This is a genomic window from Vibrio sp. HENC-03 (assembly GCF_000305755.2).
In the GTDB taxonomy this organism is placed as follows: domain Bacteria; phylum Pseudomonadota; class Gammaproteobacteria; order Enterobacterales; family Vibrionaceae; genus Vibrio; species Vibrio owensii.
This window is the reverse complement of the sequence record NZ_JH976131.1, coordinates 187,446-201,420: the sequence shown is the minus strand read 5'-3', so window position 1 is coordinate 201,420 and position 13,975 is coordinate 187,446. Positions and strand designations below refer to the sequence as shown.

Annotated in this window: 12 protein-coding genes; 7 read left to right on the top strand and 5 right to left on the bottom strand. The window is 44.9% G+C overall.

Annotated features, from left to right (window positions below; all coding sequences use genetic code 11):
• Positions 1-98: 98 nt before the first annotated feature.
• On the top strand, positions 99-1,979 hold the full coding sequence (locus tag VCHENC03_RS02055) for a sensor domain-containing diguanylate cyclase (protein WP_032803104.1): 1,881 nt from the start codon (positions 99-101) through the stop codon (positions 1,977-1,979).
• A gap of 91 nt (positions 1,980-2,070) precedes the next feature.
• Here the strand turns inward: VCHENC03_RS02055 and VCHENC03_RS02060 are convergent, their stop codons facing one another.
• Both VCHENC03_RS02060 and pykF read right to left on the bottom strand, forming a co-directional pair.
• On the bottom strand, positions 2,071-2,748 hold the full coding sequence (locus VCHENC03_RS02060; RefSeq protein WP_027726531.1) for a GntR family transcriptional regulator: 678 nt from the start codon (positions 2,746-2,748) through the stop codon (positions 2,071-2,073).
• 151 nt (positions 2,749-2,899) lie between these two features.
• Complete coding sequence (gene pykF, locus VCHENC03_RS02065) at positions 2,900-4,312, bottom strand: pyruvate kinase PykF (RefSeq protein WP_009707779.1); 1,413 nt, start codon at positions 4,310-4,312, stop codon at positions 2,900-2,902.
• Between the two features lie 432 nt (positions 4,313-4,744).
• Here pykF and VCHENC03_RS02070 point away from each other — a divergent pair, with 432 nt between their 5' ends.
• From VCHENC03_RS02070 to VCHENC03_RS02095, 6 genes are all read left to right on the top strand, one after another.
• Positions 4,745-5,506, top strand: coding sequence for a DeoR/GlpR family DNA-binding transcription regulator (locus tag VCHENC03_RS02070; protein WP_005437403.1), 762 nt, complete (start codon positions 4,745-4,747; stop codon positions 5,504-5,506).
• A 115-nt stretch (positions 5,507-5,621) separates the two neighbouring features.
• Positions 5,622-7,454, top strand: coding sequence for a glutamine--fructose-6-phosphate transaminase (isomerizing) (gene glmS, locus VCHENC03_RS02075; protein ID WP_005437406.1), 1,833 nt, complete (start codon positions 5,622-5,624; stop codon positions 7,452-7,454).
• A gap of 222 nt (positions 7,455-7,676) precedes the next feature.
• Positions 7,677-8,792, top strand: coding sequence for a DUF481 domain-containing protein (locus tag VCHENC03_RS02080; protein WP_009707778.1), 1,116 nt, complete (start codon positions 7,677-7,679; stop codon positions 8,790-8,792).
• Between the two features lie 131 nt (positions 8,793-8,923).
• The gene (locus VCHENC03_RS02085) at positions 8,924-9,301 is read left to right on the top strand and encodes a DUF3316 domain-containing protein (protein WP_009707777.1); all 378 of its coding nucleotides are present in this window, start codon (positions 8,924-8,926) and stop codon (positions 9,299-9,301) included.
• Positions 9,302-9,395: 94 nt separating this feature from the next.
• Positions 9,396-10,085 carry a heavy metal response regulator transcription factor gene (locus VCHENC03_RS02090; protein WP_009707776.1) on the top strand — a complete coding sequence of 230 codons (690 nt, stop codon included), beginning with the start codon at positions 9,396-9,398 and terminating at the stop codon, positions 10,083-10,085.
• Positions 10,078-11,472 (top strand): heavy metal sensor histidine kinase, encoded by a 1,395-nt coding sequence (locus VCHENC03_RS02095; protein ID WP_005437416.1) that lies wholly within the window; start codon positions 10,078-10,080, stop codon positions 11,470-11,472. Before VCHENC03_RS02090 ends, VCHENC03_RS02095 begins: the two co-directional genes overlap by 8 nt.
• On the opposite strand, the gene VCHENC03_RS02100 is transcribed toward VCHENC03_RS02095, so the two are convergent.
• The 3 genes from VCHENC03_RS02100 to VCHENC03_RS02110 form a co-directional block, all read right to left on the bottom strand.
• The gene (locus VCHENC03_RS02100) at positions 11,426-12,070 is read right to left on the bottom strand and encodes an HAD family hydrolase (protein ID WP_009707775.1); all 645 of its coding nucleotides are present in this window, start codon (positions 12,068-12,070) and stop codon (positions 11,426-11,428) included. The genes VCHENC03_RS02095 and VCHENC03_RS02100 overlap by 47 nt on opposite strands.
• 108 nt (positions 12,071-12,178) lie before the next feature.
• The gene (locus tag VCHENC03_RS02105) at positions 12,179-12,709 is read right to left on the bottom strand and encodes an MltR family transcriptional regulator (protein ID WP_005437418.1); all 531 of its coding nucleotides are present in this window, start codon (positions 12,707-12,709) and stop codon (positions 12,179-12,181) included.
• A gap of 85 nt (positions 12,710-12,794) precedes the next feature.
• Positions 12,795-13,943, bottom strand: a complete 1,149-nt coding sequence (locus VCHENC03_RS02110; RefSeq protein WP_005437419.1) for a mannitol-1-phosphate 5-dehydrogenase — start codon at positions 13,941-13,943, stop codon at positions 12,795-12,797.
• Between the last annotated feature and the right edge of the window lie 32 nt (positions 13,944-13,975).

The following is a 13,975-nucleotide window of genomic DNA, read 5'->3' as shown; positions in this document are numbered from 1 at the left end:
TTTAAGAAAAGCCATCGTTCATCGATGGCTTTTTGTTTAGAAAATAACAATTAATGATATAATTGCTGCTTTCGTAAACAAATTGGGTAGTAGGACGCGTGAAAGTAAGGAAGTTAGTCAGCGCTTTGCTGGCAACCACGCTATTTTTTAGCGCGCTCATCTCTATCTACTACTACCAGAAATACCAGACTCTGTTAGCGGCTAATGTAGAAAATACAGCGAAAGAAGCCCTTCATCAGCTGGCTTACTCAGAGCGTGAATACAACAACGTTCAAGACCAAATTTCTTCCATCAGTGACCTGCTTGGTCATAGCCAAAGCCTTTACGACTACCTGCGCCACCCAAACCCAAAGAATCTCGCCATTTTAGAAGAGGTGTGGAGTTCTGTTGCGGTTAACCAGAAATGGTATCGACAGATTCGCTTCCTTAACGTCAATGGGCAAGAGAATGTCAGAATCAACTACGACTTTAAAACTGGCACCGCAGCTGCCGCTCGTACTCTGCAAGACAAATCCGATCGCGAGTATTTCCAATATGCTCAGAATTTAAAAAATGACCAAATCGGCTCTTGGGGAATTGAACTCGAGCAAGAGAACGGCAATCTCGTTTACCCGTACAGCCCTTCTGTTCGCATTATGATGCCAGTGGCTATGAATGACATTCGTGAAGGCTATTTGATCCTCAATATCGACGTAAAATACCTTTCTTCTCGTTTGAATTATTCCCCAGTCAGAGATTTCAACATCGAGCTGATAAACCAATCGGGTTATTACGCAGCAAGCTCTCACAGCGACAAGCTGTACGGCGATATTATCCCAGATCGTGCTCGCTTTAACTTTGGTTTGCTCCATCCTGATATCTGGCAAAACATCGGCTCACAGAAGATGGGCTATAAGTATGATGGTAAACACCTGATTGCCTTCAACACGATTGAATTTGTGCCAGGTGAGCCTCTCCATTTACTCATTGACCTCTCTCAAGAACAATTGTTGGAGCGAGCTGACCGAGATATCGATGACTTAGTCCAAGAAGCCTTCTTTGTGCTGAGTTTAATGTTGGTGTTTGCTCTGCCTATCACTTCGTTGGCACTGCATTATCGTCGTCATAGCATTGAATCTAAACTTGCCCGTGCTGCATTGGATGGCATGACGGCGGTGATGATTTCGGACACGTCACATCGAATCATGATGGTGAACCAAGAGTTTGAAAACATGATGGGCTATAGCTCTTCGCGATTGCGTGGTTGGAATGCACATAACCTAATCTTCATTCCTGAAGACATCGAAGAGATTCTGGCGATTTGGAATAAGCTTGGTATCGAGCAAGTGTGGGAAGGGGAAGTACGTTGTCGCACTAAGCTCAACCACGTATTTACCGCTATCATGCGCATTCAGGCCATCATGGCGAAGTCTGGCAAAGTTAGCTATTACATTACTTCGCTGGTGGATATTTCTGAGCGTAAAGAGCTAGAAGAGAAACTGCGAAACTTGAGTGAGAAAGACGGCTTAACCAGCTTATGGAATCGTCGTAAGTTTGAAGAGCAGCTCGCGCAATATGCCAATATGGTTGAACGTTATCCGGATACGCCAACGACTTGCCTTGCACTGTTTGATATCGACCATTTCAAACGCATTAATGATGAAATGGGCCATGATGAGGGTGATAAAGTGATTTGCGGCGTGGCAGACACGTTGTCGAATGGGGTAAGAAATACCGATTTTGTTGCTCGTGTCGGCGGAGAAGAGTTTGCCGTGATCATGCCACATACGACGACGCAAGAAGCGGAAGTAGTATTGAATCGACTTCGAGTTGCCGTAGAGTTAAACAGTGAAAAAGCAGTGACAGTGAGTGTGGGTTACAGTGATCTCACTGGAGACCGAACACGCAGCTATAAATGTGCGGATATCGCCCTGTACGAATCAAAGAGTGCAGGGCGTAACCGAGTGTCGATTTGTCACAGTTTCGATGACATTGCTTAGAGACTGTTGCGATAAACAGATAGGCTGAGGCTTTTCTACAAAACAAAAAATCGGGATAACCCCGATTTTTTCTATTCGCTGCTGAACCGAATTAAGCGGTTTCTAGCTCTAACGCTGTTTCGATGCGTTGCATTGAGCTCAACAAGTGCTTATCAAGTAAGTCCATTGCTTCTTCGCTGTTCTTCGCAAGAACAAGCTTCATGATCATCTCATGCTCATCAATGTTGAACAGTGCGTCTTGTTCTGAGTTTAACGTTTGCATTGCAAAGTAACGGTAACGCTTGATCTGGTTAATCAGGTCACTAAAGAACTCAAACATGTTCTTTGAATCCGCGCCTTCAAGCAGAGAAACATGGAACTGGTGATGACGCTCTTCCCACTCTTGCCAGCAGAAAGTTTCATCAAAGTTCAGACGAGATAGCTTGTGGTAAGAAGTCAGTACATCCAACTCCCAGCTTTCATCACCCGCCAAGATTGCTTTCTTAAGCAATACAGAAGAAACCACACGAAGGCTTTCGTATAGATCGTTCAATTCTTTTTTGCACACGGGTGCAACCCAACAGCCTTTTTGTGGCTCAAGCTTTACATACTTGCTCCAAGACAGTTGCACAAGGGCTTCGCGGATAGGTGATGCACCAACGTTGTATTTCTCTTTCAGGTCAGCAACCACAAGCTTTTGGCCTGGTTTTAGAGCACCTGTCAGGATGTCCTGGCAGATCATTTTTGCAACTTTATCGGTTAGGGTAGGACTAGACACAAGCAACCTCATGAAATTTTATTATCGTGACGACAACTAAACAGTACGTAGTTCGGTTGTGGTTGATAATACAGCGTACTGATTATGAGGGCAAGATAAAATATATAAAAAAAGAGGGCCGAAGCCCTCTTTTTTATTGAACTGATGATTGAATACGTCAGTCTTATAGAACGTGTACAGAAGCCGTGTTCGTTGTACCTGAAGCTACTAGAGCACCAGAAACCATAACAACGATGTCGCCTTTGTTACCTAGACCAGATTCTAGAGCAAGTTCTTTACCTGCTACGTAGAACGCGTCTGTGTTCGCGATAGAGTCAACAACTACTGGAGTAACACCTTTAGTTAGAACTAGCTGTGCAGCAGTCTTAGTGTTAGTAGTTAGTGCTAGGATGTTTGCAGTTGGGAAGTACTTACGTACTGAACGTGCAGACTTACCACCTTCAGTTGCAACAACGATAAGTGGAGCAGCTAGTTTCTCAGCTGTGTCTACTGCGCCTTTACATACTGCTTCAGTGATGCGTAGACGTGGGCTGTCTAGACGAGAACCTAGCTCAGCTTTTAGAGCTGAATCAGTACGGTTCGCGATTTGAGCCATGATAGTTACTGCTTCAACTGGGTACTTACCTTTAGCAGTTTCACCAGAAAGCATTACTGCGTCAGTACCGTCCATTACCGCGTTAGCAACGTCGCCTGCTTCCGCACGAGTAGGACGTGGGTTGTTGATCATAGAATCAAGCATTTGAGTTGCAGTGATAACCATCTTACGTGCACGGTTACACTTCTCGATCATCATTTTCTGAGCGAAGATTACTTCTTCAGCTGGGATTTCAACACCTAGGTCACCACGAGCAACCATGATGCCGTCAGAAAGCTCTAGGATCTCGTCGAAGTTATCAACACCTTCTTGGTTTTCGATCTTAGAGATGATGTGGATGTTCTCGCCGCCGTTTGCAGCAAGTACTTCACGGATTTCTTGAACGTCAGAAGCTTTACGGATGAAAGAAGCAGCTACGAAGTCAACGCCTTGCTCACAACCGAATTTAAGGTCGTTCTTATCTTTTTCAGATAGTGCAGGTAGGTTTACAGAAACACCAGGAAGGTTAACACCTTTGTTTTCGCCTAGAGCACCGTTGTTAAGAACTTTACACTTAACTTCAGTTTCAGAAGTTGCAAGCACTTCCATTTCGATTAGACCGTCGTCTACTAGGATAGTGTTACCAACGTTTAGGTCGTTAGCAAAACCAGCGTAAGTTACTGCAACTTTGTCTTTGTTACCTACAACTGAGATGTCAGTTGTGAAAGTGAATTCTTGACCAGCTACTAGATCAACGTCGTTGCCGTCTTCTAGTTTGATAGTGCGGATTTCTGGACCTTTAGTGTCTAGAAGGATTGCAAGTTGTTTGCCTGTAGCTTCCATTACTTGGCGGAAGTTCGCGATACGAGTGCCGTGCTCTGCGTAGTCACCGTGAGAGAAGTTAAGACGCATAACGTTCATGCCAGCGTTTACTAGTTCAGTTAGCTTCTCTACAGATTCAGTTTTAGGGCCAATCGTACATACGATTTTGGTCTTTTTCATGGAAGATACTCTCCGGTAAGTATAGTTACAATTTGAAAGTCGGTTGTTTACTCTGAAGTTAGGGCGCTTTGATGACATTTAGTGCCTGCCACCCACCGATTTTCCGCCACATTATTGGAACTTCAGATTCTGAAAGTCTTTCACCAAGTTTAGTCATTTTATGACTAAAAGATCGGCGATTATGGTTACCTTTTTGTGACTAATCCCACTTTATATGCAGAAAGTTGCAAAAAAATAACCGTCAATTCTGTAATTTTTTTTCTTTTCGGTGGCGAATTCTACCACCGAATGAATCCAATATCACTGTTTAAGAATTGTCTTAGGACAAGGTTTTATCGAGAAATATTAATTTTTTGGATCGAAATAAATGGACTTGAAAGTTTCGTTTTGACTATAATAAATTTCAAACCGAAACTTAAAATCAAAATTTAAATGTCGAAACGAAACACTCAATTAAGAAGACACGCCATTTCTAACCTAGTAAATGAGCTTGGGGAAGTTAGCGTAGATGAGCTAGCGCAGAAATTTGAAACCTCAGAGGTCACGATTAGAAAGGATTTAGCTTCTTTAGAGAAAAACGGACAACTTTTGCGCCGTTACGGTGGTGCAATTGCGATTCCAACGGAAGTTATCCATGAAGAAATGAGTCCGAATGTTTCGAGTCGAAAGTTAAGTCTGGCAAAAGCAGCGGCATCACTGATCCGAGAACATAACCGAATTGTGATCGACAGTGGCAGTACAACGGCTGCGCTGATTCAACAATTAAACGACAAACGAGGCTTGGTTGTTATGACCAACTCGTTGCATGTCGCCAATGCACTTAACGAATTAGAGAGCGAACCAACCCTGTTAATGACAGGCGGAACTTGGGATACGCACTCAGAATCCTTCCAGGGCAAAGTAGCCGAATCTGTATTAAGAGCTTACGACTTTGACCAGTTATTTATTGGTGCTGATGGCATCGATTTAGAACGCGGTACCACCACGTTTAACGAATTAGTTGGCTTAAGTAAGGTCATGGCAGAAGTGTCTCGTGAAGTCATCGTCATGATTGAGTCAGAAAAAGTAGGACGCAAGATCCCGAACTTAGAACTCGCTTGGGACCAAATTAATGTGTTGGTTACTGATGCAGAGTTACAGCCAGAACACAAAATACAGATTGAACAACATGGCGTTAAAGTCATTTGCGCCTAATCTAATAATGTAAACAGTTTCATATTTCACTTCCCTCTGGATAAAGGCCTTTGCTTGCTGCCTCTATTTGAAATCATGGTCAGGGAAGAACAAAACTACAAACGGAGATAAACACATGTGTGGAATCGTAGGTGCAGTAGCACAACGAGATGTTGCAGAAATTTTAGTTGAAGGCCTACGTCGCTTGGAATACCGCGGTTACGACTCTGCGGGCGTTGCGATTGTTGATGGTGAGACAAACCTAACGCGTATTCGTCGTCTAGGTAAGGTACAAGAGCTGGCAGACGCAGTAGACGAAGCAAAAGTGATCGGTGGTACTGGTATTGCGCACACTCGTTGGGCAACACACGGTGAACCTTCAGAAGTGAACGCACACCCACACATGTCTGGTGACATTGCAGTGGTGCACAATGGCATCATCGAAAACCACGAAGAGCTACGTGAACTGCTTCAATCTCGTGGTTACGTATTTGAATCTCAAACGGATACTGAAGTTATCGCTCACATGGTTGAGTGGGAACTTCGCACTTCAGAAACGCTACTAGAAGCGGTACAGAAGACAGCAAAACAATTGGATGGCGCATACGGCACGGTAGCGTTGGATCGTAAAGATCCTTCACGCATCGTCGTAGCACGTTCAGGCAGCCCAATCGTCATTGGTTTTGGTGTGGGTGAAAACTTCCTTGCTTCTGACCAACTTGCGCTTCTTAACGTGACACGTCGTTTCATGTACCTAGAAGAAGGTGACGTGGCAGAAATCACTCGTCGTGACGTGACTGTATTTGATGCAACAGGTGAGCGCGTAGAACGCGAAATCACAGAATCAAACGCGGAACACGACGCAGGCGATAAAGGCCAATACCGTCACTTCATGCAGAAAGAAATTTACGAGCAACCAACTGCGCTGATCAACACAATGGAAGGTCGTATCACGGCTGATTCTGTTGTTACTGAGGCAATCGGTGTTAACGCGGCAGAAATCCTAAGCAAAGTGGAACACGTACAGATCGTTGCCTGTGGTACGTCTTACAATGCAGGTATGACAGCACGTTACTGGTTCGAAGACATTGCAGGCGTAAGCTGTGACGTAGAAATCGCTTCTGAATTCCGTTACCGCAAGTTTGTGACGCGTCCAAACAGCCTATTGATCACGCTTTCTCAGTCTGGTGAAACTGCCGATACGCTAGCAGCACTTCGCCTAGCAAAAGAGAAAGGTTACATGGCGGCAATGACCATCTGTAACGTAGCGGGTTCTTCTTTGGTTCGTGAATCTGATTTCGCATTTATGACCCGTGCAGGTGTGGAAATCGGCGTGGCATCAACTAAAGCGTTCACGACTCAGCTTTCTGCGCTACTGATGCTGGTAACTGCTCTTGGTAAGCAACAAAACCGCATCAGCAAAGAGAAAGAAAAAGAGATCGTAGAAGCGCTTCACGCTCTACCGAAGCAAATCAACGCAGCGTTGTCTTTCGAAAAAGAAATCGAAGCACTAGCACCAGATTTTGCTGATAAGCACCACACTCTATTCTTAGGTCGTGGCGAGTTCTACCCAATCGCGATGGAAGCATCTCTAAAACTGAAAGAGATCTCTTACATTCACGCAGAAGCGTACGCAGCGGGTGAGCTGAAACACGGTCCTCTAGCGTTGATCGATGCAGATATGCCAGTTGTGGTTGTTGCGCCAAGCAACGATCTTCTAGAGAAACTGAAATCAAACGTTGAAGAAGTGCGTGCGCGTGGTGGTCTACTTTACGTATTCGCAGATGCTGATGCAGGCTTCGAAGGCGATGAGACCATGAAGATCATCACTATGCCACACGTTAGTGAAATCACGGCGGCGATCTACTACACCATCCCAATGCAGCTACTGTCTTACTACGTAGCGTTGATCAAAGGTACGGACGTAGACCAACCTCGTAACCTAGCGAAAGCGGTAACGGTAGAGTAAGCAACGCAAGGTGTGATTGAGATTACACTTGTTTATGTTGCGCTATGTAAGTAGCGAGAACCTAAAGCGAAGTCACATGACTTCGCTTTTTTTATGTCTGTAGACATGGTTATGATGCGCAATACGTTGACATTCAATTGTTTACTTTCTGACACGCCGAGCGGTGAGCATCACTATCGTAAGCCCAACGGATGTGGTTTCCATTGAACTGAAAAGGTCACTATGAAAATCAAACTCTTGGCTTTATGTATCGCGTCCTCGATTTACCATCCATCAGTGATGGCAGAGGAAGAAACACAAACAGAAGAGCGCAAAAGCCAAACAGTATTCATCGATGAAAGCGATGACTGGTTACAACTCAAATCTGGTGAAGTGATCAAAGGGGAACTGACTGGCACGATCAAGGAAGAAACCAACTCGTTCGATCAAGAAGTTGAATTCGATAGTGATGATCTTGGCGATCAAGAGATCGAACTGGAAGACATTGCGGTGTTAGAAACGGCAAGTTTCTTTACCATCCGGACTTCTAGTGGCGATATCTACGATGGCTATTTGTCGATCCGCGAAGACAAGTTATACCTCAACAATGGTGGTGAAGAGATCGCATTCCCTGTGACAGAAGTCGTGTCGATCTATCGTGGTTCAGAGACAGATTCAGACCACTGGACGACTGAGATCTTTTTGGGATTAGACATCAGCAAAGGCAACACTGATGAGTTCTCACTCCTTGGTGAAGTAGAAGCGGAAAGGAATACCGTGGGCTCGCGGACTAAACTGAAAGCCAAGCACGAAAACTCCAAGACCAATGATGAGACTACAGCGAATAACAGTTCGTTTGATGGCTCCTACGATATTTACCTAAGTAACCGACTCTTCTTTAGGCCACTTAAGCTCTCGCTGCTCAGGGATGAGTTCCAAAACATTGATTATCAAGTTAATGCCTCGATGCAGATGGGTTATTTCATCATTGCTAATTCACAGACAGAATGGGATGTCTCCATCGGTCCCGGTTACCAGTACACCGATTTTAAAACGGTAGAAGAAGGGGAATCTGGCGATGCGACCAGTAACACCTTAACCTTCGAATCTAACTTTGAGTATGAACTGACCGATGACATCGATTTCAGTCATACCTATAACCTCAACTGGGCGAGCAACGATGCTGGTGGTACTCGGCATACCAACGAGCTCGGTTTTGATATCGATCTTGTCGATGATCTAGATCTGAGCATTAAAGCGATTTGGGATCATGTTTCGGATACCAAAGCCGATGCGGAAGGTGTGGTGCCAGAGAAAGACGACTATAAGTTCCATTTTGGTCTGACTTACGAGCTGTAGTTTGGGTGGTTATCGGTAATCAATCGCTATTTTGGTTTATGACAAAAATGTCATTTTCGAGATAGGTTGGTGTCAGGTGTGTTGTTGAATAATGAAGCCATTGAAAACAAACACACTCAAAGGTCATCAACATGAAAGTACTGAAAACCGCTCTCCTTGTAACAACAATGGCAATCACTAGCGCATCAGCATTCGCTCAACCGACTTTCACTGGTGGAAAATACATTAGCCGTGAAGAAATGAAGACCATTTCTGTTGAGCCAACGGCAACCTCGGATGCGGCTTATCAACAAGCGTTAGCTGAACTAAACTCTTTAAAAGACATGTCGTCTCATGAGCTTAATAAAGAGTTGAACATCGTAACTTTCGATGTCGCGAGAAACAGCACGCACCTGCAGGACGGTGGTTTTGTTACGGTACAAGAGCGCATGAACGAGCAGGGACAGTTGGAATATCTGGGTACTGTGAACGTGAAAGTGAACTACGCACAGCGCGACAGTAATCGATAAAAACATTGAATGAAAAGAGTATGATGCAATTTGTGTCGTACTCTTTTTGCGATCGTCAATGCTGAGCACATCCCGTTGAGATAGAGGGCTGAAATTGAAACTACTGATTGTAGAAGATGAAGTTAAAGCAGGGGAATACTTGCAAAAAGGGCTAGTGGAATCGGGCTATGTTGTTGATTGGGTTCGCGACGGTGTAGATGGCTTATATCACGCAACCAGTGAACCTTATGATCTTATTCTTCTCGATATCATGCTGCCCAAACTCGACGGTTGGCAAGTGCTCAACACGCTGCGCAGTAGTGACATTCACACCCCAGTTATCATGCTTACTGCCAAAGAGCAGATAGAAGATCGCGTGCGTGGCTTTGAGTTAGGAGCCAACGACTACGTGGTAAAACCTTATGCGTTTGCTGAGCTGCTGGCACGCATTCAGAATGTCTTTCGTCATTATACTTCTTCTCGTGTACAGACCTCTTCTCAGACACTGCAAATTGCGGATCTAGAGCTCGACATGATGAAGCGAGTGGCAACGCGAGGCGGGCAAAGTATTACGCTAACGGCAAAGGAGTACGCGCTGCTTGAGCTTTTGATGCGCAAAGAAGGTCAGGTGTTATCACGGACCACGATTGCGTCATTGGTGTGGGACATGAACTTTGATAGCGATACGAACGTCATTGATGTCGCCATCAAACGACTGCGCAATAAAGTCGACAAGCCATTTGAAACGCCTCTGATTCATACCATCAGAGGGATGGGGTATAAGCTGGAAGCGCCAGATGTTTAAACGCCCAGCCAACCTATCCATGCAAAACAAACTCGTGCTGATGTTTGTCGGCACGACGCTGGTGGTGTACCTCGCTTTAGCCTTTATTCTCTATTACACCATCGAGCGCCATTTCTTTACTCAAGACTATAACGAAATGGTCAGCAAATATAATGCGATAGAGAAGACCATGATGGTTTCTCCTGAGTCGGCTTATCTGCTTATCGACAACAGCTCCGCTTACATGTGGGCGTTTGAGGAGGGAGAGCAGACCTACAAAAACTCAACGCTTTCTATTCCTAACAAACTGTCTCTCACCTTGAGTTCACCGCAGATTTTGAATCAAAACAATGCGATTGAATGGCATGAAGATTCTTTGGATATTCGAGCCTTCGCCTTTAAAGCCAAAGATGTCACTGTGGTGATAGGCACCAGCATTAACCACCATATACTGTTCCTCAACAAACTGGGGTGGATTCTATTCTGGTCGTTGGGCTTCGCGTTTTTAGCTTCTGCTCTGTATAGCCGAACCATTGTAAATCGAGGTTTGAGGCCGATCCTTACCTTAAACAAACACATCCAACATATTACCCCTGAACAGTTAGATATTCGTATTGACCCTGAGACGTTGCCGATCGAGCTAAGAGAATTAGCGATAAAGCACAATGCGATGTTGGATCGATTACAAACTGGCTTTCATCGTTTGAGTGAGTTCTCCTCTGATATTGCTCATGAGCTTAAAACGCCGCTGACTAACATCACCACTCAAAACCAAGTAATCCTTGGTGCTGCCCGCAGTTCTGAGGAGTATCAAGAAGCGATTGCTTCTACTTTGGAAGAGCTTGAACGGATAACCAAAACCATCAATGACTTACTGTATATCGCCAAAGCAGAAAACAAACTGATCCATCGACACAACGAGCGCTTCGCAGCTCATGAACAAGTGGCTCATTTGATCGAGTACTTCGAAATACTGGCGGAAGATTCAGCGCTGGCCATTACCACTTCAGGTGAGGCGATGCTGTATATGGACCGAAACATGTTTGAGCGCGCAATCAGTAACTTATTGTCCAACGCGATTCGCCATGCGTATGACGAGACGACGATTTCGGTTGATATTGAGCAGGTTGGTGAACTTGTGAAGATAACCGTCAGCAACGTTGGTGAGGCTATTCCCAAGCAAAACCTGCCGTATCTGTTTGACCGCTTTTATCGGGTCGACAAGTCTCGCCAACATTCAGGTAGCGTGGGAGCCGGGCTGGGTTTGTCGATCACTCAATCGATTGTTCACGCCTACGATGGAAGCATCAGCGTCACTTCAGAAGATGGCCAAACCCAGTTTTGTTTGATACTACCAGCGGCTAAAGCTGACTCAGCAGTGGAATCACTTCCTCAAGAGACGCTTTAATGATGACTTTGTCTTCGAGCTCTGGCAGAGGTGGAAGTAAATCCGGAATCATGACAGCTTGGCATTTTGCAGCGAGTGCGGCTTTGATGCCGTTGTTCGAATCTTCCAATACTAAGCACTGCTTGGCGTCCACACCTAAGTGGCGATAAGCCATTTGATAGCAATCAGGGTTTGGTTTGCCACGTTCTACATCTTCGGCGGTAATCACTAAATCGAACTGTGCAAGGTACTCGCTGCCTGAGAAATTGTGTTTCACCTCCGGAAGGTGAGAAGAAGTGACAATCGCGGTTAATAAGCCATGTTGTTTGATGGCATAAAACAGTGCGTCGAATCCGGGTTTGAGTGCAATGCCTTGATTTCTTAGATTATGGAAGTGTTCATCTCGCACGGCTTTATAGCGCGGCATATCGATGGCATCTTGAAAATGCTCGGCGAGTATTCTTTCACATTCAGGGTCTTGGACACCGATAAACTGTTGGTAGAAATCATCGGTGATGGTTAAGCCTTGCTCGGTCGCGGCGTATTGCCAACTTTGCTTGTAGATGGATTCGGTATCGAAAATCAGTCCATCCATATCAAAAAGTACAGCTTTTAACATTGGGTAGGGCTCCTACGTTTTTGGGTGTAGAGCGGCTGACATTGTTATCTTGTTATACCCAAGCAACCTCGAATCCTTTTGAAGGTAGCTTGGGTATAAAATGTGGCGTTAGAATGGGCTCTCTTTGCCGAGTTCATTGCAGATCTCGACAATCGCAAGCGAAAGCCCTGACTTAATGATTTGTTGTTGACGTTGCAGTTGTAGCTGATAAAACTCAAGGTCGATGTCGTCATCTGGTTCGTTGACTTCCAGTTGCACCATGCCCATCTTCTTCACCAAATGCAGCTTTTTGATTGGATCTAGAATATTAGGGTCAGTGAACTCGTAGTCAGAAGCGTCGCTATTGAGATGGTTTTTGAGCTTAATGATGTCTTCGATGTCGTGGTAAATATCATCGGGAAGCACACCCAAGCCAAACAATAACTTCAAACGAACAGACAGATCGCCCAGCGGTCCCGAGTCTTGTAACAGCGGACCGACAACCGATTGAACAGCGAAGTTATCTTTACGAAAAATTCTTTGCACTAACCCGTCGATCGAATCGTTAAAAACGTCGACTGCTGCAATGAAAAAGCCTCGTACCGATGGTGCGCTGTTTAATCGCTCAATGATCTCGGTTTCGTTGATGTTATCTGCCATATACTGAATACATTTCTAATTATTAGCTATTCCAACTCTTCAATGGAGATGGATATAGAAGGGGAGCCAAGCTCCCCTAGGTAAATCAAAGTTGGTTGTAAAGTGTCTCGATTTGAGTCACTTCAGCACTGTTTTCTGCAAGACCTGTGTATGTCGCTAGCGTCTTCTTCACACCCACTTCTTTTAATGAGTTTTGTAGCTCTACGGCTTGTGGGTCAGTGTCGTTAGTGTACTTCAACGCAGCGGCAATGCCTTTCAAAAGTGTTTTATTTTCAGTGCCATACTCAATTGTACCGAGTAAAGGCTTCACTAATCTATCGTTTGCACCTAATTTACGAATTGGTTGACGACCTACGCGATCAACCTCATCCACTAAGTATGGGTTGGCAAAGCGTCCTAGAATCTTCTCGATGTAAGCATTGTGCATGTCACGGTCGAAACCGTAACGTTTGATCAGCACTTCACCACTCTCTTGCATCGCCTGTTTTACTTCAGCATGAATACTTGGGTCTTCAATCGCTTCACGAATAGTACGATGGCCTTTCAAGCAACCTAGGTAAGCGGTAATGCAGTGACCTGTATTGAGTGTGAACAGCTTGCGTTCTACAAATGCCATTAGGTTGTTGGTTTTTTCCATGCCTGCGATATCAGGGATTTCGCCCTTGAATTGCTGTTCATCCACAATCCATTCGCTAAAGCTTTCTACCGTCACTTCTAGTGGATCATCGTTCGCCGCTTCTGCTGGTGGTACGATGCGGTCTACCGCTGAATCGACAAAGCCAACCAACTCGTCTGCTTTTGCGTGCAATGATTCATCCAAGTGTTTGTACACTTCACCTTTTAGGTGTGTGGTACCGCGAACCATGTTTTCACACGCGATGATGTTCAGTGGTTTATCGTTACCTGCTGCAAAGCGTTTAGCAATGCCGGTAGCGATGGTTTTTGCAATGATGTCCAGTACGTTAGGGCCAACCGCTGTTGTTACCAAGTCGGTTTTTACAATGCGGTCGATGACATCTTCACTGGCTGAGTTAACCGCGGTAACGTGAGTTACTGTGTCTATTTGGCACTCAGTACCGACCACTTTTACTTTATATTCTTGCTTGTGACTCAGCTGATCGACGAGTGGTGCATCAACGTCTGCAAATGTCACCTCGACTTCTGCGTCTGCTAATAGTTTACCGATGAAGCCACGACCAATGTTACCTGCGCCAAAATGAACTGCGTTTTTCATAATTCTCACCTACCAATGTCTGAAATGTTGAC

Excerpts from the sequence above, each read along its gene's own strand:
- VCHENC03_RS02060 (WP_027726531.1), bottom strand. The coding sequence starts at position 2,748 with ATGAGGTTGCTTGTGTCTAGTCCTACCCTAACCGATAAAGTTGCAAAA.
- pykF (WP_009707779.1), bottom strand. The coding sequence starts at position 4,312 with ATGAAAAAGACCAAAATCGTATGTACGATTGGCCCTAAAACTGAATCT.
- VCHENC03_RS02070 (WP_005437403.1), top strand. The coding sequence starts at position 4,745 with ATGTCGAAACGAAACACTCAATTAAGAAGACACGCCATTTCTAACCTA.
- glmS (WP_005437406.1), top strand. The coding sequence starts at position 5,622 with ATGTGTGGAATCGTAGGTGCAGTAGCACAACGAGATGTTGCAGAAATT.
- VCHENC03_RS02080 (WP_009707778.1), top strand. The coding sequence starts at position 7,677 with ATGAAAATCAAACTCTTGGCTTTATGTATCGCGTCCTCGATTTACCAT.
- VCHENC03_RS02085 (WP_009707777.1), top strand. The coding sequence starts at position 8,924 with ATGAAAGTACTGAAAACCGCTCTCCTTGTAACAACAATGGCAATCACT.
- VCHENC03_RS02095 (WP_005437416.1), top strand. The coding sequence starts at position 10,078 with ATGTTTAAACGCCCAGCCAACCTATCCATGCAAAACAAACTCGTGCTG.
- VCHENC03_RS02100 (WP_009707775.1), bottom strand. The coding sequence starts at position 12,070 with ATGTTAAAAGCTGTACTTTTTGATATGGATGGACTGATTTTCGATACC.
- VCHENC03_RS02105 (WP_005437418.1), bottom strand. The coding sequence starts at position 12,709 with ATGGCAGATAACATCAACGAAACCGAGATCATTGAGCGATTAAACAGC.
- VCHENC03_RS02110 (WP_005437419.1), bottom strand. The coding sequence starts at position 13,943 with ATGAAAAACGCAGTTCATTTTGGCGCAGGTAACATTGGTCGTGGCTTC.